Here is a 26,766-nt window from a genome sequence, read left to right on the forward strand (position 1 = left end):
GGCATGACAGGATTTTTATTTATTTAAAGTCACAATCCCTTCAAATAAGTGGCCGTTGAGTAACAAATGTGCACCAATTGCGGCAAAATATCCTAAGGCAATTGCCCAAGTCCATTTTAAATGACCAAAGAAAGTATAAGCACCTTTAGCTTGTCCCATAAGCGCAACCCCTGCGGCCGAGCCAATTGAGAGTAAGCTACCACCAATACCTGCTGTTAAGGTAACTAACAGCCATTGGCCTTCACTCATGGAAGGTTCCATTGTGATAACGGCAAACATAATTGGAATATTATCAATTATGGCTGAGAGTATGCCGATGATAATATTGGCTGGTGTTTGTTTATGTATTTCACCTAAGCTGCTACCCCATTCATTATAAATAACGTTAGAGGCTAGATCTAAATAACCAATGGTTGCAAGTCCACCCACACATAAAATGACGCCGTAGAAAAAAAGTAGCGTATCCCATTCTGTACGTTGAATTTTTCTAAAGATATCAAATGAGCTTGATATTTCCATTTGTTGTGTCTCTGGATTGTACACTTGTTTCTTTTTAATAAAATAACTATAAATGAAAAGATATGATAAACCTGTCATCATCCCTGTGGCAGGAGGTAAATGAAGGAAATTATGAAAGGCCACAGCAGTTATAATGGTTAAAAAGAATAAAAAGACGATACCAAGCGCACCATATTCCATTTCAGTGTTATTATTTATTAAAGGTGGCTTTTCATTGGCGATTGAAAGCTGCATGAAAAAAGCAGGAATAACAAAGCTAATAACTGCTGGTACAAATAATTTAAAGAAATCATGAAAAGGGATGTAACCCTTTTGCCAAACCATTAAGGTTGTAATATCGCCAAAAGGGCTAAAGGCACCACCGGCATTGGCTGCAACGACAATGTTAATGCAGCTGACCAGTATAAACTTGGGTTTGTCGGCACCTACGGCCATGACGACAGCACACATAATCAGTGCAGTCGTAAGATTGTCTGCAACAGGAGAAATAAAAAATGCGAGCAAGCCTGTTATCCAAAAGAGCTTTCTATAACTGAATTGCTTGCGTACCAGCCAGCTTCGTAAAGCTTCAAAGACTTTGCGTTCTTCCATTGCATTGACATAGGTCATTGCAACCAATAAAAAGAGTAATAATTCAGAGTATTCTAATAGATTGTGTCGAATGGCGGTATTGATTTCTTCGCTTACACCTTTGCTGCGTGCCATCAGCGCAATGATAATCCAGATGAGACCTGATGCTAAGAGTATCGGCTTTGATTTTCTTAAATGAATAAACTCTTCAGACATGACAAAAAAATAGGCAATGATAAATACGATAATTGTTAAAATGCCTAAATAAGAATCAGTCATTCCTAAGCTAAATTGAGTACAGCTTTCTGATGCGTTGCTAATCGTGGAAAATAAAGAAATTAAGCATAATAATGCAAATGAACAGATGTTTTTAGTCATAATTGAGTCACATTTAGTTAAGATTCTTATGGTTACCATTAATTAAAATAGTTAAACCTACCGCAAATATTAAACAAAACGGCAAAATACTCAGTGCAAGATGATAATCAGAGAGTAAATAGATACCATCGTGTTGGCTGCGAAATCTGTCGAGTAACCAACCGATTCCGTATTGTGCAAAGCCACCACAGAGCATAATAATCATATTTACAAAACCGATAGCCGAGCCTTGCACCCAATCAGGATAGCTTTGTTTAATAATTGAAAAACTTAATAGCATGTTTGCAGTGAGAATGCCATAAAGAAAAAGTAGCGGATATAAATACCAGAGTGTTGTATGTGGGACATATAAGAAGACAGATAGTAAGAGTAAAGCACCTAAAGTTGCTGGGAACATAATATATTTTAAATTACTCACGCGAGTTGCTAGCCAGCCGACTAATGGGCCTCCGATAGCCGTTCCCACAAAAATGGTGTGTGTTAGCGCAGCTGCCTGAGTTTTTGGTATTGAGTAAGCAACAACAAGATATTCTGGCCCCCACATTTCTGGTAAAGCTGCAATGGGCATTACTAATAAGGTTCCAAATAAGCTGATATACCAAGTTTGTTTGGATCTGAGCACGTGACTTAAGCCTGTGAAAATAGAATGAGTACCCTTTACAGATGAATCTTTGGCGTTGCTATCTTCTTTGCTTGCTTCTTCTGGCTTGTCTTTTAAGATGAGGAAAAGTAATGCGGTGATAGCTAAACCTACAAAACTTAAGTCAAAGAGCGCAGTTTTGTAGCCAACTTTCTCAATCAGCCAAGAAAAGGGCGCACCCCCTGATAAAGCGCCAAGCGTGCCACAAAAATTTGTTAAGCCAACTACCAATGGAAAAGAACTCATTGCAAGCCATTGTGATCCTATTTTTAGACAGCCAACAAAGGCAAATGCAGAGCCTGCCCCAATCAAGAAGCGACTAAAATAGGCCCAATGGTGGTTCGTGGAAAAAGCAAAAGCAAAACTTCCAATGGTGACAAGTAAGGATGCAAATACCAATAATTTTTTTGGACCATATTTGTCAATTAAGATACCAGCAGGAAGTTGAAAGCCTGCATAAGCATATAAATACATTGCGCCAATTAAGCCCAGTTGCTTGTCATCGATTGTTAATATTTCTCGTAAATGAGTAGTGAGCACACCCGGGGCAACACGATGAAAAAATTCATAGGCATAAAAGAGAGCACCTACGGACCAAAATAACCATCCTGCAAGTTGATAGTTGATGAATTTTTTTGAAGTGAGTCGGTCTGTAGGTTGCATATATGAGAGACATACTACTTAGAATTCAGATAGATGCAATAAAAAAGGGGCTATTGACCCCTTTTTTATTGCTTATCGGCTTAGTTTTTTGAATGTAAGCGGAAAGTTAACAAACAAATTAATCTTATTGCAAAGAGCGAAAGAACCTTAGGGGCAGGCTCTTGTGCTAGGATTTCATTCACCTTAATGTCGATAAAAGTATTGTTAAAAGATTAAGCCAGTTTACTTTTATTAATAAGTATTTTCTATCAACGTGCTTTGGTTGTTCTAAAATCTCATGAGTAATCTTTGTCTTGCATAATGCTGATGCAGTAGGTTTTGTTATATCGATAATGCCTTGACACAAAAGAGGTTTGTTTACATATGCGTAAAGTCATATTCTTATTAGTAATGGGGCTGGTCGTTGCTCTTTCTATCACTTATTACAAGCGCAAAGAGATTCTTGCTGCGCGTATTGCTCAATTATTGGCGCAAAATGGCTTGACTGTTGATGCTTTAGATATTGGCTTTTTAGGTTGGGAAAATTGTCAAATTAAAGAAATGATTTTAAAGAGTCAGTCAAAAGAAGATGATTGGCAAATTAACATAAAGAACGCACATGTGAATTATTTATTGAATATGGAATCCTATCTGAATATTCAAAGTGCAGAGATTGATGATTTGATCGTTATCATGGGGACACGTCGAGACAGTTTAACAGAGACCCAAACAACAGAACTTGTGAATCGCTATATTCAAGAGATGCTGATCCCCGCACTTCATTTAAATGTTCATGGCATCAAAATTAATAATTTTGAGATCAATTCAGCGCAAAAAAATCAAGAATTCCATTTAAAAACGATGATTGATTTTGACAATCAACAAAAATCTTTAACACTTAAGGGTTATCTTTCTAATGCTCATATTTTTCCTTTTGAGCAAATAAGATGGCAGGGGACACTTGTTATTGAACCAAATGCTTTTAACATTGTGCTTCAGTCAGGTTTTAGAATTGATGCAAAAAATTATCAACAAGCAGATACTAAAATCGGTTTAGTGACTGCAACTTTAAGTGAACCCACAAAGATACAATGGCTATCAGAAGCTTCACCATTGTCTATTACTGCTAATGAAATAAATTTTGATGTCAATGACGTGAATTGGGATAAAGATCAGTATCTTACCTTCAGCGGTCAATTTTCTAAACTATTTTTGATAAAGAAAGATACACAATGGCAATGGGAGGGCGATTTATCTTTAGTGTTACCTGAGACAAATAAAAAAATATCTAAGCTAAGTATAAACGCGCATGGAAGCTCCACAGCTGCACAACATATCTATCAGCTGTCTGGCCATATTGAAAATCCTTCTGTTGATCTAAGAAACGTCACCTTTGATCTACAAGGCACAGCAAATGTTGCAGAGAAACAAAGCAAAGCAGTCATTAGCAAATGTAAATTGGAGATTGAAGCTTATCAGCAGGATCACTATAAAATAGAGCCAATGACTATTTGGGCAAAAAATAAGCTTAATTTTATCTTAAAAGAAGGACAAGTTTCTCTAATGCCCAGTCAGTTTGAAATAAGTCCGATGCATTTGAGGGTGGATGATAAGAGCTTGATTGCAAAAAACTTTGATATCTCGCTAGAGAAAATAGATTTTTCATCCATAAAATTAAAAGGTCTTTTAGATGCAAGCCAAATAGCTGTAAAATGGCAAGATTTTGAAGTGTCTGATATTGATCTGAACATTGATTTTGTATGGCAAAAGGATAATTTTAAATCAGATTGGACTTTTCTAAAACCGCTCAAAATAGGTGTGGACTTAGAGCAACTGGCCTTTACTTTGAATATGAATACCAGCAAACCTGCTTATGAATATGCTATACAAAATATGCAAGCAAAAATATTGGGTGGGGATATTCAAAGTGAAGCGATTCTTATCAAAGATAAAAAGCTTGTACAAGGATTTAAACTAATATTCAGCAATATACAGCTCGAGCAATTATTTGCATGGCGGAAGGTAGATGGGCTTTCGGGAACAGGTAGCTTAAATGGTACATTACCTTGCTTCTTTACTGAAAAGGGTTTTGAAATTAAAGGTGGTGTATTTTCAGCAAAAGAGCCTGGTGGAAAAATCAGCTATATCCCTTTGAATCGAAGCAAATCAGATATTGCGGGTATGGAGATGGCCTTTAAAGCATTACAAGATTTTCAGTATTCCGCCTTAAATGCAAAAATAGAATATAAAACAGATGGATGGATGAATTTAGCCTTATCCTTGAAAGGCAAGAGTGATTTATTGGGCGAAGGACGTCCAGTTGAATTTAATTTAAATTTGGATGAAAATATCAAAGATTTGTTGAAGAGTATGGCATTGGTCAATAAATATAGCAGGGCAGATTATATAGAGCATTTTTAGAATGTTCGCTTTGCGAACGAAGAAAAAGACAGTTATTATGCGAAGGCTAAAAAGGAAGAAAAGAAGAGTATGAACATAAATATTAATGTATACCCGCAACAGATGATTCGTCGGTTAGACGGTGAGTGTTCGAGCAATAGGAGTGTATACCAAATACATGACTATTGTGAGATACGCGAAGCCAACAACACCGAAGATTCATCTGTGAAGGGGATAATTACGGCAATGCTGCTCATGACATTGCTGGGGTGTGCGCCAAAAGTAAAACTGGAAGCGCCGGATAAACCCATCAGAATTGATATGAATGTCAAAATTGATCATGAAGTTAGAGTCAAAGTTGAAAAAGACGTTGAAAATGTTTTATCCAAAGAGAAAGGATTATTCTAAATCAGGAGCTTGTAATGAAATATTTTAGCAATTCTATGAAATCCATATTTTTAGCACTTATGCTTGCTTTCTCATGTAATGCTTTTGCATTGACACTTCAAGAAGCAAAGTCACAAGGTTTAGTCGGTGAGCAGCCAAATGGTTATTTAGGTGCTGTTGTGAATCCAAGCGCTGAGACATCGACCTTGATTAATCAGGTTAATGGACAGCGAAGAGCAGAGTATCAAAAAATCTCTGCACAAAGAAATGTTCCTTTACAACAAGTTGAAGCACTTGCAGGTCAGCAGACAATTGAGATGACTGCATCTGGTATGTATATTCAGGTGAATGGTTCTTGGGTTCAGAAATAAAGTAGGTTTCTTCTTGAACTGAGATATCCTCAAATTTCTACTAGATTGTCATCCCAGCATTCGCATATAGGCGTCAACTTAAGAAATTTCTGCGATTCGATATGAAATATTGCTGCCAATTCTTCGTTCGGAAAGCGAACATTTTGCCCTCTACCAATTTTGGAAGAGGGTGCTTCGAAGAAGCGGGTGAGGGTTAAATAAGTTAATCACTTATTAGTATTTTGTGTTTTCCTTAAGTTGACGCATATGAGCCTTCGCTGGCATGATATATTATCTGATTTTTTCATTATAAAATTTTGTGTAGAGTACTCTGTTTAAAAACTGAGAAAACATTCGCTTTGCTCATACCAAAAATTAACTTTACAACGTACTAGGATTTATATCCGTTTCTTTTGTTTGGTGAGGCTTGTAGCTCATGTCTTGTTGTAATAGTAACCTGTTGTCCAGAAAGTAATTCTTGTGGCAGATTAAGCGCAGTATGGCTGCTAAACTGCAATGTTTGAGTGTGCTGTTCTCTTGTTTTTAAGTATACATTCTCTTCTTGTAGATATAGATTTCTCTGGGTTAATGTCACGTTCTCTTCTTCTAGTTGTGAGATTTTATTTTTTAATTCCAAAATAAGTTTTTCAGCTTCTAATTTTCTTATTTTTGAAGTTATGCGGCTTGTCGATGCAGAAAATCTATTTCGTAGAAGACGGCGCTCTTTTGCATTTTGTGCCTGCTTTAATTCTTGTTCGCAATCTTGATTGTTTTGTTCAATATCTTTATGTAAGCACTCAATTTGAACTTGAATTGCTTCTACAGAATCAATGTAAGGATCCAACGTTGGATCTGAAAGTTTTTGACGTTTTCGCATTGGTTCAGATTTGAGTATCGCATGTGTATGTTCAGCTGCTTTTTTCTCTTCTTTCCTTTTGACAGAATCTTTTGTTTTGGGATCACTCTTTGTGGTTGGGGTATTATCTGGAGCCATACTTATATTAGAAGATAACTGTGTTTCCAATGAGTAGTATTTAGGGATGAGAGGTGTAGTAGTCTGACTCGTCACGTTAAAGATATTTAGCGTATCAGACTGTTCAGGCAAAGAAGAAGATTCAGGCTCTAAGAAATCTAGAAGTTCATCCCAGGCGGTAGAATCATATTCAGAACCTTCGGGGTCAAATTGTGCGCCAAATAATGACATGGTTTTTCTCCAGAAATTAAATATTAATGTTGTTTTGCTCGTATTTGTTTTTTAAGCGGTGCATCTGTTTTATTTTGTGCAATCTCTAAGCCTCTATAATAAGCGAGAGGATGGAGATAAGCTGAAGCACGTAAATAGCTCCATGCATAGCCTTTCCAGGTAACAGCATCTGCCCCTACATTGAGCGCAGAGATTTCTTCAGTATTAGTTACTTTTTTGATTTCGTGTGTATTTTGATAAAATTTTCTCGCATACTTCTGCATGAAAATTCTGGTTGCAATAGCTGCAACACTTATCATGGGTAAGGCATACATAGTCATTTGCATGTAAGAAAGCGCTTTTATCCAACGTAATGCATGGAGTGCAATATTTAAAAGAGATTTTCTATATATGTAGCTGACAATGGTTGCTGCTGTCATTAAGATAAAACTACTTACAAGAACGATAAATCGCATCCATTTACGCACGATGGGTGCCGTTACGAGATTTTGTGCTTTAATATAAGCACTTAATTTTACTTTCTCAGTATCAGGCATTTTTTTATGATTGATTGCTTCTACATTTAAGTGCATCAGTGGTCTATCATTTGTGTTCGTTTTTGTTCGTATAGAATGTTGCGCTAAAGCGGTTGGATTTAAAATCTTATGTCTTACCAATTCACGTTTTAGCGTGTTAAACATATTGTTTTTGCTTCTATGGCGTCGCATGAGATGATCATGCAGATAGTCTAGTTTTTCTAAAGTATGTGATGTAAACCATCCTTTTTTACTTAGATTGGCTGCTAAGTATGACGTGTCTGCATTAAAGAAATGGATTTGTTCTCTATGCGCGGATATCAATGTTTGTATATTTTTAGCGCATTGCCCCCAATAAGGAATACCACTCATTGTTTCAATCCAGACGGTATTTTTTTCATTATGAATGATGGCCTTTTTTCTGATCTCAGCAGCTTCACATGCGGTGATTATGGTTGATTGTAGATCTGTTCCATTATATTGCATGAGAACAAAATAAGCAGGTTTTTTAAGCTGATTAAGCTTGTCACTAATGTCTGCACAATCATAAAAATTATTAGATGCATGAATATTAGCGTCGAATTTCCATTGTCTGATGACAGGGTGTGTTGCTGCAATTTGTTCTAGCGTTTTAGTTGTTGGTCGATTATGAATAGTGGTGTTGCTGATTTTTCGCACAAGAGAAGGATTTGGTTTCCAAGTAGTCATATCCACTGCTTTCCAAGAACAATAGGTCTTTGTATTTAAACGTGGTAGTGCAAGTTCTTGTTGATTTTCTTGCTCATTTTCGACTTCTTTTTGTGTAGTAACTTCAGATTCTGTTGCTCCCATGAGGGGTGTTTTTATGTTTTTCTTACAGAAGTTAACTTCTTTGAAAACAATATTTTTTGCTACTGTGAGTAGTTTTCTTTTCTCAGCAGAGGCAATCGAAGCACTTGCAGTTTTTAATGCTTGCTCCCATCTTTTTGTTACACGAATAACATAGTCATCAAGCATTGTTTTCATGCTTACCATTTGTTCTGGTGTACCATATTTTTCGTAGAGATTAGAAATCTCTGTTTCGTAGATATAGTTTCTAAAAGCATCATTATAAATAATTTTTTGAGAAATAGACTGAGTATCTCTTATCTGAGAAACAAGATGATTTCTAAATAAGCCATTGATTTTTTGCATTGCACCTTGTAAATGCAGATTCATTAATATTTGTGCTTGATAGTTCACCGTAATATTTAGAAGCTTTTCTGTATTCCAGTCTTTAATTTCAGGATATGCTTTTTGTAAGTCTTGCATTAATGCATATTCAACGCGATGTAAACCTTTCAAATCTCGAAGGCGGTTGCAACCTTGCGCCAGATCTCTGAAGGTGGTTTTTTCACTGATAGTCGCAATTGCTAGTGTATTATCCGCTTGTTTTATGTCTGTTCCTGTGGTTCTTTTCTGATCGTATATGCTAAAGTATTCGTCAGCTTTGCAATTTAATTTTTGGTCAATATTGTCAGTTGAACCTACTTTAATAGGGTGTTTATGAGCGCCATCTATGGGTAAGGCATGTAAAATATCTTCTTCATTAAAATATAAAATATATTTTATTTTTTTATTGCCTTTGCTCTTGAAAATATCTGCTAATTCATGCGCTATATTTATATTTTTCCAATGTTTAAATTCAGCTCCGATATCAATAATAGCGCGCAAATCATTGATTTTAGGATGATTGCGGATAATATCAAAGACAGTGTGCTTTGGTTTTAAGGTATGAATATCCTGTCTCTTCTGCGCTTTATATTCTGAGCTGATACGCAATAAGTGATCAATGGTTTGACCATCTGTACCAAAACTTTCAGTATCATCTCTCATGATAGAAGAGTGGAAGGTTCTATAATTGTAATCGGTTCCTGTAAATCCAATCGTTGAACGATACATATCGACATGGTTTTGAGCATCTTGCCCAATCGTTACATCGTGAGTCACAATGTTAGGGAGGATAAACTGCGATATGCAGTAGCTTTTGAGCTTCTGGTTTTTCTTATGTTGAAGATAAAGTGCTTCTACTGTTTCTTCGGAATCCAGATCTAATCTTTGAAAGGTGGCGAGATCAATACCAAGCAAATGAATGAACTTATCTCGGGTGCTATAGTCATACTGCGTTTTATCTGCTTTTTGTGCATTGATAGCATTCTCAGATTCCATTTCATTTTTAAAGTGATTTATAAATATTTTAAAAACACTGGAATGCACATCATTGATGTGATGTATCTGGGTTGAATAGTTTAGTGCAAGCAATATATTTTTAAATTTAGCATATTCACTTGGGGATTGAGCACCGCTATATGGAATTGCCAGCAGTTTTTCAGTTTCTGATTTGGATTTGTCAAGTGGCAATCCATAATGTTCATTATAATTTCGTTTCAGAGCAATGGGTAACACATCTTTAATTTGCGCTCTATATAAGCTTAGTATGCTTTTATCTTGCTCTGTTAATTTTTCAATAAAGTCTGATTTCTTTTTATTTGTTCCAAGTAAAAAAGCATAGACATCATTTTTTTGCTGTTTTGAACAATTACGAGTAATCGCTTGAATTGGAGATTTTGTATTATTAATCAAACTTTGCGCAAGTTGGTTGATCAATTGATCAATAATCTTCTCATTGGGTTTGCTCCGCTGATGAGAAACGATGTCAAACAGATTGTATTTTTTATTGTCGCTTGAAGTAAGTGTCACCTCTTTCATAAAATCAAAGAGTTCTACTTGAGCGTCTAAAATATATTGTTCTAAAGCATTTTGGCTGCCCGCAGTGTAGATAATCTGATCTTTTGGATTAAGATTAATATCAACTTCATCAAGTATGGCATCGCCACGATATTTGATCATGTTGATAATGTGAGATAGGTGATCAATTTGAGTGATCCAATCATTTAAATTTTGTGTTGGATTAGACAAGATCTCAATAAGCTTTAGCTCAAGTGATTGAATGCTTTCTCTGGTCGTTACAATATATTGTTTATTGGCCATTATTTGGAGAAAATGCTCTTTTAAATGAGCAAAGAATTTTCCATCGCATTCCATGTTTCTATTAAATTTGAAAGGATAGGCTTCTTGACCAAATATTTTTTTAGAAGTATTTTTTAAATCTTCGAAATTTGTTTCGAAAAGTTCTCGAGGTACTTCCACAAAAACTAAGTTATCACCCTTAGGTTTGATTTTTGCAAGTAAAGGGAGAAGAACTTTTGATTTTCCGCCGCCCATGATAAGTTTAATGATTACATTTTGGAGCTTCCCATCTTTTTTAGACAACAGCGCTTCGAGCATTTTAAATTGCTTTTTATAAAGTAGCTTATTATCTAAATATTCAAATACTAAGATCTCTGGCTGTTTTGCTGCATCATAGCATCTTTCAGTGGTTAGAATTTGTCCAAGTTGGTATAAATGTTTATTTAATTCTTCTTGATTTTCTTTGTGGGTCTCAATTTTTTCTATCAAGTCTTGCGCACGTTTCTTTTGCTGTAATTGTGTGCTTATTGTTAAATAACTTAAAATGAGATTATGAACTTGAGTTATTTCTGTGTCATTCAGATTGCAATGATTTTGATAGCTATTTTTACGCTGCTTTAAAAATAGTTTGAATGCGTCTTGCATATCAAAGGCATGCCGATTATTTGCATGTTCATTGAGCTGCCAGTTGGCATTTTTTGTTTGATCACTTGGTTTCTTGTTTAGCAATTCAAGTATTTTCTTTTCTAATGCTTCTGTTTGACGTATATCAATCGTGATTGATCTTGTCATTTGAATATTCAATTTTGCAATGTTATTTTTATTGCTTAAAGTAGAGATGAAATAAGCATTTTGTTGGCTTGTTGCTTTATTTTGTGCAAGGCCAGCTTGATAATCAGCATTTATTTCCTGAACAAGTGTTTCAACAAATGCTTCACTTTTATCGAGTGCATGAAAAATATTTTTACTATTTGAATTTGTAATAGGAGAAAATTCTTTTGTAAGATGACTTAAGCCACAGTCTGCCAATATCTCTTTGATAGAAGAAGTTTTGTGTACAATAGAGGGCATAGGCATGGCAGTTTTGATTTTTTCTATATTTTGTACTTGTTTGCTTTTTATATTTTGTTCTATACAACTAGATTTCGGTATAGGAAGTTTGCAGTGAGAAAATAGATAGTAAAAGCATGATAATCCTGCATTGAGTCGATACCGACTTATAAGGCGCATTTGATTTTCGACGTTTATGTGTATATGGCTGTCTTTCTTTATATTAAAAACTTGATTAACAATGTCTTTATGCTTAAGCATCATGACTAAAGTGCCATAGACGGCAATTTTTGAATTGTCTGGTGCATTGGCATTTGAAGCTATCATTTTTTCTAGAAAATCAATTAGTTTCTTCTCGTGTTCAGTATTATTGCATGCTTGTTGGTAAAGCGATCGATAGTTATTTGCAATCACCATGGGTGAACTGTATATAGAAAGCGTATCTATGGATATACTCTCTATATTATTTTCTGATATTAAACTGCATGATTTTCTGATATTTTCATCATTAAATGAAAATTCAGAAAGTGATTTTTGAATAATTTTTGTTTTCTTTTTACTTGTATCATTTGCATACATATCAATCGTGTACTGTTGATCTGCTTTTTGCTGAGCAGATAGAAAATCTTGATCTGCAGCGGACGATAATTGTTGTTTGAGTTTTAGCCAGCGATTCAGCTTTGCTTTACGTTGTGCAATATCTAAAAATGCAGGTTGTTCTGTTGGCATTTCGGTACGAAGATAGGACAGCAAAGCATCATTCTCATTTGTAGTCAGTCGCATGTCCTTAGGAATAAATTTTAAATTTTTTAGATATTGTTCGTAAATTCCAATTGCAGTTTTTTCAAATTGCTTAGGTTTCACAATTGTGTCTTCTAGGTTTCTCAGTTTCTGGTTGTATATTTTCTTTTCATACTCGCTGAGTAATTCTACACCTTTTAAAGGCTTGAATTTTGCACCGGATGCAAAATAAGAGGCAAGTATACTTAAAACGAATGCATGAGTAGCAATTTTTTCAGGTGTGTTTGAGACTGCTTTCTGCGCAGTCTTTTCGTTTATAAGCAAAGTAGGTATTTCTGAGAGAATACTATTGAGTGCTTCAAACTGCTCAAAATCTCCATTGAATGAAGTTTTGATATTGCGCAGTAACCTTAGCGCATCCTTTGCTTTATTTTGAGAAAGCAGTAAATAGGCAAGATGTATGGTATCAATAGTAGTATTACAGCTAAGAGGCTGTTTCTTATCGTTAGACTTATGCGCAACAAGATAAGATTCAGTGCCATGAAAATTTACTGAAAAAGGTGGGATGTATTCAATTATCGTTTCTTTATCTTTGTTTTCTTCTTCGTTAATAATCGCTGCATTATAAATATTTCTTGTGTCATATTTTAATTTGTAATGAATATCATCTTCAATAAGCACATTATCTACATAAAATTTCTTTCTCGGGAAAAAGAATTTCGTATCGGATGGATTTTTTTTGTTTGCAAACTTTAAATGGCACTGTAATTTTCCAATTGGCAGCTCATTATCTATTTGTAAAACAGAATCCGTGTCTTGTTGATCGACAAAAATCATTTTATCTTTTTCAATAATTGATTTTAATGCGATGTTATACCTGGGTAATCTTATTTCAATTTGATTGCTGTTTATATTTTTCCAGATTTCAACAAATTCTTTAGATTCAAATTGATAAATATTTTCTAAAACAGTATTGTTAATGCCATCTGTGTTGACAAGTTCCCATGCTTCTTTTGTTGTGCTAGACACCATTGATAGTGTGCCATTATTGTATTTATACGTAGGAGTTTTGGCATCTCTATGAATAATATACATTTTTTCATTATGCGTATTGTGATAATTTATATGCACCCATGCCATGCTACTCTGATTCATTAAGGTATGTGGTAATTGATTCTCCTTAAAGAGAAAATCAGGTGCTTTGTTATATTTGTACCAATGCGATTGCGCTCCTTCTGGGAAATCTCTAAAAACATCAATTGTTTGAGCATTAAGATGTTGTTTGACACGGTATGTGTTGCCGAGCATCTTAAATTCAAAGCTATGATTGCCTATTTTTTTAGATTCAGTAATAGGGGCTTTAAATAATTCCTTAAAATTAATATTATTAAGTAATTCAAAGGGTAAGCCTTGTTTATTGTCTAATTTATCAAGCAGATCGCCTGTTATGGGATTAAAATCATATCTATTGCTTGTGTACAATGGATGTTTGTTTGTAATTGTATTGGGCAATATTTCCGTGCCAGTGGATTGTTTAATCGCACGAAATACAGAAGGTATATTTATATTTTGGGTATTTAAATAAGCTTGCAAAGCGAGAATTGAATTTTTAACTTGGAAAGACAATAAATCATTGCAGCAAGTGTGGCTGTGATGATTTCTTGCAAACAATAAAGACATAAGTCTTTCTATTTGCACTTCATCTAAGCTTTTATTCTGAATGAGTAGGCTATGAAATTGAAATATCTCAATATTGATAAAGTGATTGAGATTGAGTAGCTCTGTTTTTGAAAGATTCTTTGTAAGACCTTTACTTAAAATTGAATCTAAGTTAGGCTGAAATTGCAGTAGGATTTTATTGAGTGTACTTATTTGTAATTTAATTTTGCTACTTCTCTGAATATCACAGGTGCTTAACAAGCGATTCAAATAGATAGCCAATTGTATATAAAATTCAAAAGGTTGTTTGTAAGTATTATTTTTTTTGTTGAGCTTTAAACCATTCTCAATGAGTTTGATGAGCTGATCAACGGCTTGTGCGTTATTTTCAATTTCCTTTAACATGAAACCAGATTGGAATAATAGCGCTAATAAAATATTTTGCAGATTCTTGTCTTCTAATTTTTCTATTTCTGATTGAATCATTTCATGTGTGGCAATCACTTGAGTGTCTGCTTTAACTCTGAGATGTAGAATCCTTTTTACGAGATCGTTAACCACCTCGTGATTTGCGAATTGAGCCTGAATTCTGTTTTCGTTCGGTATATCAGCCGTTAATGATTGCTTTAAAGAGGAGGCATTCACTTGGAACCAAAATAAAGCATCATCATTCAGTTTGTTATCAGAAGAACCTTCGCTTTCAAAGACAACGGCGGAATCTTCAACTTCTTGAGTGCTGATATTCCGTATTCGTAGAGTATCCCATTTATTTTGAAGGATAAGATTTCTAAAGCCAGTATTGGTTATTTTTTGTGTTAAGTATCTAATTTTATCATAGGTGATACATACATTGATGTCGTTATAGACTTGCTGATGTTTTTTGACAAAATTGGGGTTATCGATGTTTTCTTTAAAATATAATCCTGGCTTAGTTTTTTCTGTAGATGGAGATGAAATCCTTGCTCGTTCGGATTCTTCTCTTAGGGCATTGTTTTGTCGAGTAATTTTGTGAATATAATTTTCTTTCTGATCGTAATGACGGATAATACCTTGGTGATGAATAAATACTTGTTTGATAGCATTTAATCTTTGTATGAGCTGTGTATCCACAATTGTAAAGCATGGATGAGCCAGTGTGCTTTTAAAGAGGGGGTGTCTGCAATAAGAGGATGCACCCATGATTTCTGATAAAATATCAGGTCTGTTGTAAAAGCGAGCCGTTAATATACGCTCAATCATTGCAATTGCGCTGTAGCAGGCTATTAAATGTTCAGAATAAGCTGTGCTATCTGTTGTTCTTGTTATATCTATATATTTGTTGAATAGACGTTCAATTTTTCCTAATAATTGATCTTGTTCTTGGGTTGTAAGCTGCGAGAGATCTGCATCAAGTGGAATATTCAATAAAATAGACTCAAGCTGTTTTTGTAGAAAAGATCTATTAAAGGCAGTTTCATTTTGATTAATCGCCTTTTCGATTAAAGAAGAGAGTTCATTTATATCTTTTATTCTGCTGACTGTTTTTTGAAAATCAGCTGTTTGATAAGCATCAAGATTTTGATGCTTAGATACTTGAATGCCAATATCACTTGGAATATTCTCTAATAAAAAATGCGTATTATTGAGTCCAGTGTTGTCATAGTTCTGGATTTGGAGCGTTGTTTCTTTATTGTATGCTTTTAACAAAGTATCGGTTTTAACAAGTGTTTCTAAAATTTTTTCTTTGGCACTGTTAGGAATAGGATGTTTCTTATCAAAAGCGATTAAACGTCTTGATAAATTTTCTTTTGCCATTGAAATAAGAAGTGCATCTCTTTGGCGAAGTGTATTTCTTTTGAAATAATCCAGTGTTTCGGCAAGTGAGTAATATAAAATATTTAGGTATTGATTATGAAAGATCTGTTCATCTTCACAACAGTTGAGTAGTACTTCTACTAATACAGCCCATGTGCATGTCCCAGAAAATTGGCCAAGCGTTGTATGTGGGGCAAATGATTCTGAATCAACTTCTTTGCCATTGAACAGAGCAACGTGTGTTAATATTTCATTATAAACTGTATTGTCATTAAATTTTCTATTCTGATCAATGAGCGGAACGATTCTCGGTTCTACAAGTTTGCTAATAAATTCTTCTAAATGTTTCTTATTTGTCGTATTAGGCATTTCAAATGCTTTGACGGGGCTAAATTTATGGCCACTTTTGGAGTCAAATTGCTTATGATTGTTAATGCCTGCTCCCGAGTTCCAGCATAATAAGATCATTTTGTTATTGCTGAGTTTTCTTAACTCATAAAGCATTGCGTGCCCGCCACTTGTGGGATCACTCCAGCCTCCTGGAATAAAAGCACTGTTGTATTGGTCTAAATCATGAAGAATATTTTTTGAAAATTGATTTAGAGCTTTGTATAAATGATTTTTTTCCAGATTGATATTTTCAAATTCTTTAAATCGTGCTGAATATTGGTTAAGACGGGCAGAAAATTCTGTGAGTTTTTGTGATTGTTTGCTGTTTGGAAAGAGAGAGGGGAGTTCTTTATTGCTGAGTCTTGCCAATATGCTAGCCAAATAGTTTGATGTTTCGCTGAATCTACAGCCTTCAAGAGGAGAGCCGCTTAATTGTGGATCGTTGTGAATGTGAGCGAATACTTGAGCAGAGTAATTTTGGCCTGACATATTATGGAGTGCCTCGTCAACAGAAAATAAGCAAGCATTCTAAATACATAGGCGTTTTTAATCAAGTGATTTGAATGAAATATGCCTCACTAAAATAAGTTTATTGACTGAATTATTAGTGGGAAAATGCTCGTGGGACGACGGTTGTGTCATCCCGAAGCTAATTTGTGAGCTGGACGGGGAAGAGAGTTGTCAGTAGGGGCGTTTTTTTATTTCCAGCCAGGCAATGCATATTCTCCAAAAAGTGCTTTTGCTTTCGCTTGTACTTCTTCAGAATGTAGTGATAGCATTAATTTTTCGAATTTTTCTTTGTCTTTTTCAGAATTATTGACAACAACAATATTGACATAGGGTGAATCTTTATCTTCTTTAAAGAGAGCATCTGCGGGCGATAGGCTTGCTGCTAAAGCATAATTGGTGTTAATACACGCTGCATCAAAGTCCTCTAATGCGCGTGGTAGTTGTGCTGCTGTTACTTCCTGAAAGTGAAGATTTTTAGGATTGTTTCTTATTTTATTCGGTGTGAGTTGCAGATCACTTGATTCTGCGAGCGTAATTAGACCCGCTTTCTCTAGTAGTTTTAGCGCTCTTGCCTCGTTGCTTGGATCATTGGGGATACCAATTTTTGCGCCCATAGGTAAGCTTTGTAGTTCGCTGTATTTTTTAGAATAAATCCCCATAGGATAAATGTACATCTTCCCTATGGCTATCAAGTCGAGGCGTCTTTCTTGATTCACGATGTTTAAAAAGGGTTGATGCTGGAACATATTGGCATCGATTGCACCTTCTGCAAGTGCTGTATTGGGCATTGTATAATCTTCAAATTCAAAGATTTTTAATTCAAGATTATACTTTTGCTTTGCAACCACTTTTGCGACTTCCATCAGTTCTGTTTCTGGGCCACTAATGGTACCAATGTAAATTTCATGATCGTCTCGAGACTTTTGTTGGCAGCCCACGATAAATAGGAAAATTAAACTAATGAGAAAGTAATTTACGCGAGACATAATCACCTACTGTTTGAATACATTGAACGAGTATAACGAGAATTAACACAGTAATAATCATTATTTGTGTATCGTATCTTTGATAGCCATAGTTGATGGCGAGGGTACCTAAACCACCACTGCCATTGAAGCCTGCCATGGCGGAATAGCCCACTAAATTAACTAAAGTAAGGGTCAAACCACTGATGATAGAGGGCAAGCTCTCTGGAATTAATACTTTACTAATGATTTGAAAATGATTGGCGCCCATCGATTTTGCGGCTTCTATCAGTCCGTCAGGAATTTCATTGAGCGCTGTTTCAACCGTGCGTGCAAAGAAGGGGATCGCTGCTAAGGTGAGTGGCACAATCACCGCGTGGACACCAATAGACGTGCCCATCATCAGCCGGGTAAAAGGGATAATCGCAATCATTAAAATAATAAATGGAATTGAGCGTGTCGCATTAACAATCAAGCTTAATAATCGATATAAATGTTTTCTTGACCAGAGTCGATTGGGGGCATAAAGATGCAATAAAATGCCCAAAGGTAATCCACCTATCAAGGAAAAAAGACCTGAGACAAAAACCATCTCAAGCGTTTCAAAAGTTGCTTTAATGATCGGATTCAACATAACCTAAGGTCTCTACATATAAGCGATTACGTTCTAGAAATTGAATGCTTTTTTCAATATTGTCTTGATCTCCCCGGATCTCAACGATCATGACTCCCATGGGTTGATCTTGAATATTTTCAATATAGCCTTGCAAAATATTGATAACGATTCGGTATTGTGAAATAAGATAACTAATAATAGGCTGGGATGCTTGTTCACCATGATAAGCCAATCGTAAGATACGGCTTGAACCTGGCTTGCTATACTTTTGCAGCATCTTTTGAATGTGCAAAGGTACTTCTAGCATGGAGGTCTTCTTCACCAATTCTTTGGTAATTTCTTGCTTGGGATTTGTAAATATTTCGATCACAGAGCCTTGCTCAATAATTTTTCCATCATCAATAACGGCAACTTTGTCACATATTTCTTTTACGACATCCATTTCATGCGTGATCATAAAAATTGTGAGACCTAATTCTTGATTGATTTTTTTGAGCAATCGTAAAATATCTCTGGTTGAGGTGGGATCAAGCGCACTGGTTGCTTCGTCGGACAGTAATATTTTAGGCGTAGTTGCTATAGCTCTTGCAATGGCAACACGCTGTTTTTGTCCACCACTTAATTGACTGGGGTATTTTTTAGCATGTTCACTTAAATTCACTAACATCAGTAGGTCGGTTACACGTTTGCGTATTTCTGTCTTGGGCTTTTTGAGTAATTCAAGTGGCAGGGCAATATTCTGTTCAACCGTGCGTGAGCGCAGCAAATTAAAGTGCTGAAAGATTTTACCCATTTTTAAGCGGGTGATGCGTAGTTCGTTTTCGGTTAAATGCGAGGTTGGTTGACCATCAATGATGACATCGCCACTGGATGGCGGTGATAATAAATTAACACATTTAATCAGTGTACTTTTACCTGCGCCACTTTTACCAATAATGCCAAATACTTCGCCTGGCTTAATATCCAAATTAATATTATCAAGCGCTTTTACGGCTTGTGGGTCTGATGGCTTAGGTATGCCTGATGAGTAAGATTTTGAAAGATTTTTTATGCTAATCATGCTGTTACGCAAAGAGAAAATTAACCAATGATTCTAACACAGAACACTGGCTTTAGAAATACGGCTGTTAAATACGGACGGGCACAGAGATTCGCCTTTACATGAGAAGAAAGTGTGGGTGTCCCAGATTAAATAAGGGTAAGCACGAAGGCTGCTCCTATTTAATCTGGCTCTGTTTTTAGTTTAATAACTAATTTATGATGGCGTGGTGATTCTAAATAGCTTCGCGAATACTGGGTCTAGATTCTATTAATGAATCTGTAAAAATCCCAAATACACCTTGGTTTAGCAACTGATTTGCAATTTCTTGATCATTAACGGTGTAGACTAACAAAGGGATATTTAAGTGCTGGGATCGAGAAATATCAGCATCATTTAGTGAATGATGATTACAGTTAATCGTGGCATTAGGTGTTTTCACAGCCAGTCTGATTAATTCTGGTGTAATAGCATCGCATAAAAAACCAATTGCTATGTCTTTCAGTCTGCTTCGCACCTGAAGTAATAAGTCCCATTCGAAACTTGAAACCAATGGCAACGCTCTTGCTTTGGGCCATTTTTTCTCAATCAAGGTGCAAAAAGAGTTACAGAGTGCGTTTTTATAGGCTTGGCTTGGGTTGTTAGGGCATTTTAATTCAATATTAAAATGAAGGTTATATCTTAATAATTTGTTAAGATCTTTCTCAAGATTTGGAATCTTAGTACCTGAAAATTTAGAGCCATACCATGCACCAGCATCCAAAGCTTTTATATCTGCATAGGTAAAATCATAAACTAATCCATTACCATTAGTGGTACGATTTAAATCATGATCATGGAATATTATCAGTTGATGATCTTTTGATAGCTGAACATCAAACTCAACCCAGTTGAGTCCTTGCTCATAAGCTGCTTGAATAGCAGCAATTGTATTTTCTGGTGCATAACCAGCGAGTCCTCGATGGCCGATGAGTCCGTGCTTAGGCGCTATGTGTTTAATATCCATTGTTATCCTCTTGCGCATCTTTCGGGGAAATATAAGCGATTTGATTACTGTGATTATTATAAGTTCATTTATCGACTTACTTTATTTTCAATTTTAGTAGAAGAGACATCTTCTTGCGAGCATAAAATTAGGTATCTGCATGATGCATTTTGAATTGGTTAACAAACTAATGTCTGGAGCTCTTCTTTTAACACCTACGCGACGTCTGGCTGCAGCTTGCCTGAAAGATTTTGATGCGAGCATGCAAGAAGCCCAAAGGCAGGCTTGGGAAATGCCCAAGATACAAGGTTTGCAAGATTGGTGTATACAATATTGGCAACACTTAGAGGTTTCTGGTTATACAGACTGCTACTTGATGACAGCTCAAGAATCCTTGTTGTTAATGGAAGAGATTATTCAAAAATCTTCTTATGCTGACAGACTTCTAAAACCCCACACAACCGCAAAACTGGTATTAAGTGCATGGAATACATTGCATTATTGGTGCGAATCAAAGCAAATAGAAGCCAGTTGTGAAAATGTTGATCAAGAAGCCTTTCAGGATTTCTGTAAGCATTATCGCCATCATCTCTCACAATTTAAACTTATTGATCAGGCTCAGTTACTCGATCACATTATGCAGCATTATTGTGAAAATGATGAAAGCGTGACTCAAGCATTTTATATCCGCCATCTTATTTGTTATGGTTTTGACGACATAACACCGCAGTTTTCTAAATTTTTAAAACTAATTGAGTCAAAATCTTGTATCCTAGACATAGATTCTCCCACAACAATCACTCCTGACAGCCTAAGTCGTATAGTCTGTGAGGATGTACAAGATGAGATTAAGCGAGCGGCTGCTTGGGCAAAAGAAAAATTATTATCTAAAAAGCCAGGTGAAAAAATATCAAAAATTGGCATTGTATTACCGAATTTACCTGCTTATCGAGAGCAAGTGGTTCAAGCCTTTGATGCTATTTTTGACACAGAGAGTCAAATATCACCTATCGCCAAAATCTCTCCTGAATATAATATTTCAACGGCAATACCACTCACGCAATATCCTTGTATACAGATCTGTTTCTCATTGTTAAGAATGTTAAAATTTGAGTTTTCAGTTGCCGATCTTTCTTTAGTTTTGAATTCTGCTTATATTAAAGATTCTATTAAACATCAAGACATGTATCAGGCAATAAAGTCCAAAGTCGCTGATAGCTATCAAGACAAGCTAACACTTGAACAATGGATAAGTGTTTGCCAAAAATACAGCGATGCAAATCCCTTGCTTGAAGTGATCATGGCGTTAAAATCACTGGCGACACATCAAAAACGACAGAAAATATCAAATTGGTCTCGTTATTTTGAAAAGGTTTTAAATCTTTGGGATTGGCCGGGTGAGCGTGCTTTGAATAGTATAGAGCATCAAGCGGTTAATCGATTCTATAAATTTCTAGATGAGTTTTGCCAATTGGATATGGTGTTTGGAAATGTTACCTATTCGGATGCTTTGGATAAATTTCAAAAATTTGCATCAAACATTGCCTTTCAACCTGAAAATCAAGGTGCGCCTATACAAATTTTAGGTATATTAGAGGCTTCAGGATTAATCTTTGATGAATTATGGCTCATGAATTTACATCATGAAAATTGGCCTCCTAAGGCAGAGCCTAATCCATTTTTGCCATTGGCACTACAAAAACAAGCTTTTATGCCGCATGCTTCTCCACAAAGAGAATATGAATTCTCAAAGAAAATTACCGATAAACTATTAACTTCAGCAACGCATATTATTTGTAGTTATCCACTATTACATGATAATAACCCAGTCTATCCCAGTGAGCTTATCAGTCATTTAGCCGTGGCAGAGGATCATACTATACAGCGAATAGATCAAAGAATTGAACAAATATCTAATCATGCTGAGAATATTGAATATATAGATGATTATTTCCAATCAATTCCTCTTTCGCTGAATGCACAGAACAAAGAAAGCATCAAGGGGGGGAGTCAGATATTTGAATATCAAGCACAGTGTCCGTTTAAAGCATTTGCAAAATTCAGATTAAAGGCAAATAATTCAGAGCCACAGACATTGGGCGTGAATCCAAAGATCAGAGGTATCATTATTCATGAATGTCTACAAAAATTTTGGGAGCAGGTAAAATCGCAACAAGCGTTGATTGCCTTGTCAGATAATCTAGCGCCTTTTTTAGAGGGCATTATTTCCCAAGTAATTGCTGTACAAAAACGAAAAATTTCTTATACGGAAGTTTTATGGCAACTGGAAAAAATGCGTGTCAAAGGTATGCTTTTAGACATCATGGCCATTGAAAAAACACGCCCATCTTTTCAGATCAGCGCTGTCGAATCTTTTCACAGTATTCAGGTGGGTGAATTACACATTAATATTCGTATTGATAGAATAGATGCCTTGGAAAATGAGCAATATTTATTGATTGACTATAAAACATCTAATATGCACATAAAAAATATTGTCGATGTGCCACTGCGTTCTCCTCAATTACCCTTATATTTAATGAGTGAACATACGTTTGTTTCTAATGGTGTCGCATGGTTTGTTGTTGGCAAAGAAGAAAATGGATTATTGGGTATAAGTGCACAAGATTTGGATATTGAGGGTATTGTGCCTGTATCTGAATTAAATATTTCAACCACTTGGGAAACACAATTACAAGTATGGCACAATGAATTGAATCGATTGTCTCAAGAGTATGTGGATGGATATTTAACACTCAAGCCAATAAATGGTATTCAAACCTGCCGACTATGCGATTTAAGTAGCTTTTGTAGAATTCAAGATAAAATGCAAGCTGAGAAAATGTATGGATGAGAAAGAACGTATTAAAGCACTAACGCCCAATCAATCCTTTATTGTGGAAGCTCCCGCAGGCTCAGGAAAAACAGAATTATTAACATTGCGTTATCTTACATTGCTTAATTATGTTCATAAAGATCCTGAAGAAGTTGTGGCTGTTACTTTCACACGAAAAGCGGCGAGTGAAATGAAACATAGAGTCATACAGGCTCTAAAACAAGCTTCTTCGTGTGATTTTAGCAATTTATCCGAATATTCGGAAAAAGATAAAACCAGAATTGAAATTGCAAAGCGCGTTCTGGTTAAAGATCAAGAAAACAGCTGGTATCTATTAGAAAACCCCAGCCGACTAAGAATCTTAACGATTGACGCTTTATGCACAATGCTGGCTTATAGAACACCTATTTTGTCACATTTTGGAGGAAAACCTGAGATTCATGATTCTCCTGAGGTGTTATATAAGAAAGCAATTGAAAGTTTTATTCGTGAAACAACGCGAGAAAGTGAATGGTACCCAGGTTTTGAAAAATTATTACTATACTTTGACAATATGAACAGAGTGTGTGATTGGTTTATTCAATTACTGGCCAATCGAGATCAATGGCTGCCTTATCTTTTTGCTCAATCACAACAGCAAGATCTTCTGAGCTATTTTAAGAAGGGTATTAATACCATCAAACAGCATGTGATAGAAAAGATTGCCACAGATATAATGCCCTATGAACAGGCGCTTGTAGAAACCTTAAATTATCTTCACTCTCAATATGTTGAAAACGGTGAAACACATGTTTTCTGTGAGTATTCTGATCTTACGTACTTGCCTACGGAGATAGAGAGCACTGATTTATGGTTGGCACTTTGCGATTTATTGCTTGTCAAAGATGGTGGGTGGCGAAAAGTTGTTAACAAAAATCAAGGTTTTTATAGTGCCAGTAGTGCAAAATCTAAACAAGATAAAGAAATACGGAAAGCAAAAAAAAGCGAGTTTGAAGCTTTATTAAAAATAATGTCAGAAAATATGATGTTAAATCAGTCTTTGAATGAGTTTTTGACTTTGCCTGATAGCAATGTACCGAAAGAAGAGTTAGATATTTTAATAGCTTTGCAGCAAGTTTTGCCTGTTCTTGTTGGGTTTTTAAGAATTTCTTTTAAAGAGACAGGGAAGGTAGATTTTGTAGAGATGTCTTTGGGTGCTTTACATGCCTTAAGAGATGAAACAGGCCCTACTGAAGTAGCGCAAGCTTTAGATTATACAATTTCACATATTTTGGTAGATGAGTTTCAGGATACTTCTGCATTACAATTTCAGCTTTTAGAACAGTTAATTTGCGAGTGGACACCTACGGATAGCATACCCAAAGTAGATGAATGTTCGGTTAGGCGGCAAGAGAGCGAAGCCCCAGGAGTGCACGCTTTGTGCATGACTGGGGTGAGTGAGCGAAGCCAACAACACCGAGCGTTCATCTACGAAGGGTATAAAACAGTCTTTTTAGTTGGGGATCCTCAGCAATCCATTTATCGATTTCGAGGCGCAGAAGTCGGCGTGTTTTTGCATGCACAACAATATGGCATTGCTAATATAATTTTAGAGAGCATTTCTTTAAAACGAAATTTTAGAAGTCAGCCTATGCTGGTTGATTGGGTTTCAGATAAGCTTAAAGATATTTTTCCTAAAGAAGACAATCTTGCAACAGGCGCTGTTACACATAAGAAAGCCTATTCTGCTATAAGCAGCGATGAACAAGCAAGTATTTCTGTCAAATGTTTTTCTAAACTAAGAGATGAGTCATTGTATATCGTAGAGCAAATAAAAATTCTACAAAAGCAACAGCCACAAAACTCACTGGCTGTGCTGGTACGTGCGAAAAAACATCTTGTTAGTATTATTGCTTTATTAAAAGCGAATAATATACCTTTTTACGCAAAGGAAATTTCTCAGCTGATTGTGAGACCACACGTCATTGATCTTATATCATTGGCAAAAGGACTCTTTAATTGGAATGATAGAATTGCTTGGCTATCTGTATTACGTGCGCCATGGTTAGGTTTGCAATTAATAGATATTTATAAAATCATCCAGGAAAGTGACACGCATTCGCTTTGGGAGATTATTAAATCGATAGAGAGTGTACGCGCCAAAGAAATAGGTTTAAGCACAGATACCATAGAAAGATTACAGCCTTTTGTTACTATTATTGACTATTGGTTACATCACAAGCAACGTCGTGGTATTGCTGCATGGCTAAAAGGACTTTGGAATGCTTTAGGCTGTGCTACTTGTTATCCTAATGATGTATCTCAAGATATTGATCAGGTCTTTATTTTGCTTGAAAAATTTGTTGAGCAGGAGTATGAAGTTGATTTTAATGCCTTTGAAGAAAAATTAACCTCCGTGTATGCAGATCAATCTCATACACTGACAGAAGGGGCATCTATTCAGGAGCAAAATACTCAGATTCAGTTGATGACCATTCATCAAGCGAAAGGTTTAGAGTTTGATACTGTTATATTGCCTGGCTTGCAGATGCTAACTAATAAAGCAGATTCTACTTTATTACAATGGCATGAAGGTTGGTATGGTCAAAATAAAGTATTTCTCATGGGCGCAAAAACACTCAATAAAACAGAACAGCAAAAAAGTATTTTTTACTATTTAAGCAAAGTAGTCGGTCAGAAAAATAGATATGAATTAATACGTTTGTTGTATGTTGCTTTAACCAGAGCTAAATCAAAATTATTTCTATGTTTTAGTTTGGAAAAAAATGAAGCGAATGATTATATTGAACCTAAAGCAGGTAGCTTTCTTGAGTTATTATGGGATTATATCAATATATCTGATGACACAGAAAATAAAATACATGAGGATTGTAAGATAAGTAATGTCAACACGCCTGTACCCTTTGTGTATCGTGCTAAGCAGCCCATTGATTTGCATCGTATTCCTATGCTTTCCTACAATGAAGATGAGCTAGATCTCAATCGGCCAGAACGTGAATATCATCATCAACGAATAGCAGGTATTATTTTTCATCGCATAATTGCTTATTATTGTCAAAATCAGCAATTTTTATCTGCTGAAGAAGCTTTGCCGATGCTCATTCGTAGCGTACCTTTTTTATTACGGCCGTATGGCTTAGCCGCAGAAATATTTGAAAATGCTCGTCATGCAATTCATCATGCTTTAAAAAATATATTCTCAGATGAAAAAGGGCTTTGGATTATTGATAAAAATCATCAAAATCGATTAGCTGAGAAGGCATTTTCTAGTGTCGTCAGTTTAAAAAAAGAAAAAAATATTGCACACATTATTGTAGATTGTGCTTTCATTGATGAAAATAATCAAGCATGGGTGGTTGATTTCAAGTTAACACACAGTCAAGAAATGCAGCAATTTGATATCACAACTGAGGCTGAAAAATATAAACAGCAGTTATTAAGTTATAAGAAAGTATTGGAACATTATTGGAAGCAGCCAGTTAGAGTAGGGCTTTATTTTCCAGCCCTTCCTTTCTGGTACGAATATAGTCTTCACACATAAATTTTCGGGGGTGTTGTCTTCGCCATCTCGCAATCCTCATGTACCCT

Annotated in this window: 13 protein-coding genes; 5 read left to right on the forward strand and 8 right to left on the reverse strand. The window is 35.6% G+C overall.

What is annotated here, in order from left to right:
- Nucleotides 1-15: 15 nt before the first annotated feature.
- Entirely contained in the window at nucleotides 16-1,467 is a 1,452-nt protein-coding gene (gene nhaD / locus CC99x_RS04825) for a sodium:proton antiporter NhaD (RefSeq protein ID WP_057623130.1), read from the reverse strand.
- A 13-nt stretch (nucleotides 1,468-1,480) separates the two neighbouring features.
- Nucleotides 1,481-2,770 carry an MFS transporter gene (locus CC99x_RS04830; RefSeq protein ID WP_057623128.1) on the reverse strand — a complete coding sequence of 430 codons (1,290 nt, stop codon included), beginning with the start codon at nucleotides 2,768-2,770 and terminating at the stop codon, nucleotides 1,481-1,483.
- Nucleotides 2,771-3,133: 363 nt separating this feature from the next.
- Here CC99x_RS04830 and CC99x_RS04835 point away from each other — a divergent pair, with 363 nt between their 5' ends.
- The 3 genes from CC99x_RS04835 (at nucleotide 3,134) to CC99x_RS04845 (ending at nucleotide 5,907) form a co-directional block, all read left to right on the forward strand.
- Entirely contained in the window at nucleotides 3,134-5,170 is a 2,037-nt protein-coding gene (locus tag CC99x_RS04835; RefSeq protein WP_057623126.1) for an intermembrane phospholipid transport protein YdbH family protein, read from the forward strand.
- A gap of 225 nt (nucleotides 5,171-5,395) precedes the next feature.
- The gene (locus tag CC99x_RS13080) at nucleotides 5,396-5,557 is read left to right on the forward strand and encodes a YnbE family lipoprotein (RefSeq protein ID WP_102134503.1); all 162 of its coding nucleotides are present in this window, start codon (nucleotides 5,396-5,398) and stop codon (nucleotides 5,555-5,557) included.
- 35 nt (nucleotides 5,558-5,592) lie between these two features.
- Nucleotides 5,593-5,907, forward strand: a complete 315-nt coding sequence (locus CC99x_RS04845) for a YdbL family probable chaperone protein (protein WP_057623231.1) — start codon at nucleotides 5,593-5,595, stop codon at nucleotides 5,905-5,907.
- 370 nt (nucleotides 5,908-6,277) lie between these two features.
- Here CC99x_RS04845 and CC99x_RS04850 read toward each other — a convergent pair whose 3' ends face one another.
- The 6 genes from CC99x_RS04850 to CC99x_RS04875 form a co-directional block, all read right to left on the reverse strand.
- Nucleotides 6,278-7,090, reverse strand: coding sequence for a hypothetical protein (locus tag CC99x_RS04850; protein ID WP_057623122.1), 813 nt, complete (start codon nucleotides 7,088-7,090; stop codon nucleotides 6,278-6,280).
- A gap of 23 nt (nucleotides 7,091-7,113) precedes the next feature.
- Nucleotides 7,114-16,716 (reverse strand): DUF3638 domain-containing protein, encoded by a 9,603-nt coding sequence (locus CC99x_RS04855; protein ID WP_057623120.1) that lies wholly within the window; start codon nucleotides 16,714-16,716, stop codon nucleotides 7,114-7,116.
- Nucleotides 16,717-16,925: 209 nt separating this feature from the next.
- Nucleotides 16,926-17,723 carry a MetQ/NlpA family ABC transporter substrate-binding protein gene (locus CC99x_RS04860; protein ID WP_057623119.1) on the reverse strand — a complete coding sequence of 266 codons (798 nt, stop codon included), beginning with the start codon at nucleotides 17,721-17,723 and terminating at the stop codon, nucleotides 16,926-16,928.
- Nucleotides 17,695-18,336, reverse strand: a complete 642-nt coding sequence (locus CC99x_RS04865) for a methionine ABC transporter permease (protein WP_057623117.1) — start codon at nucleotides 18,334-18,336, stop codon at nucleotides 17,695-17,697. The genes CC99x_RS04860 and CC99x_RS04865 overlap by 29 nt, the downstream gene beginning before the upstream one ends.
- Nucleotides 18,317-19,378: a methionine ABC transporter ATP-binding protein gene (locus CC99x_RS04870; protein WP_057623115.1), complete on the reverse strand. Its 1,062-nt coding sequence runs from the start codon at nucleotides 19,376-19,378 to the stop codon at nucleotides 18,317-18,319. Before CC99x_RS04870 ends, CC99x_RS04865 begins: the two co-directional genes overlap by 20 nt.
- A gap of 214 nt (nucleotides 19,379-19,592) precedes the next feature.
- Nucleotides 19,593-20,363, reverse strand: coding sequence for a glycerophosphodiester phosphodiesterase (locus CC99x_RS04875; RefSeq protein ID WP_057623113.1), 771 nt, complete (start codon nucleotides 20,361-20,363; stop codon nucleotides 19,593-19,595).
- 169 nt (nucleotides 20,364-20,532) lie between these two features.
- Here CC99x_RS04875 and CC99x_RS04880 point away from each other — a divergent pair, with 169 nt between their 5' ends.
- Complete coding sequence (locus CC99x_RS04880) at nucleotides 20,533-23,196, forward strand: PD-(D/E)XK nuclease family protein (protein ID WP_158003186.1); 2,664 nt, start codon at nucleotides 20,533-20,535, stop codon at nucleotides 23,194-23,196.
- Nucleotides 23,189-26,719, forward strand: a complete 3,531-nt coding sequence (locus CC99x_RS04885; RefSeq protein ID WP_057623108.1) for a UvrD-helicase domain-containing protein — start codon at nucleotides 23,189-23,191, stop codon at nucleotides 26,717-26,719. The genes CC99x_RS04880 and CC99x_RS04885 overlap by 8 nt, the downstream gene beginning before the upstream one ends.
- Nucleotides 26,720-26,766 lie beyond the last annotated feature (47 nt).

Origin of the sequence: Candidatus Berkiella cookevillensis, from assembly GCF_001431315.2 — a bacterium.
Taxonomy (GTDB): domain Bacteria; phylum Pseudomonadota; class Gammaproteobacteria; order Berkiellales; family Berkiellaceae; genus Berkiella_A; species Berkiella_A cookevillensis.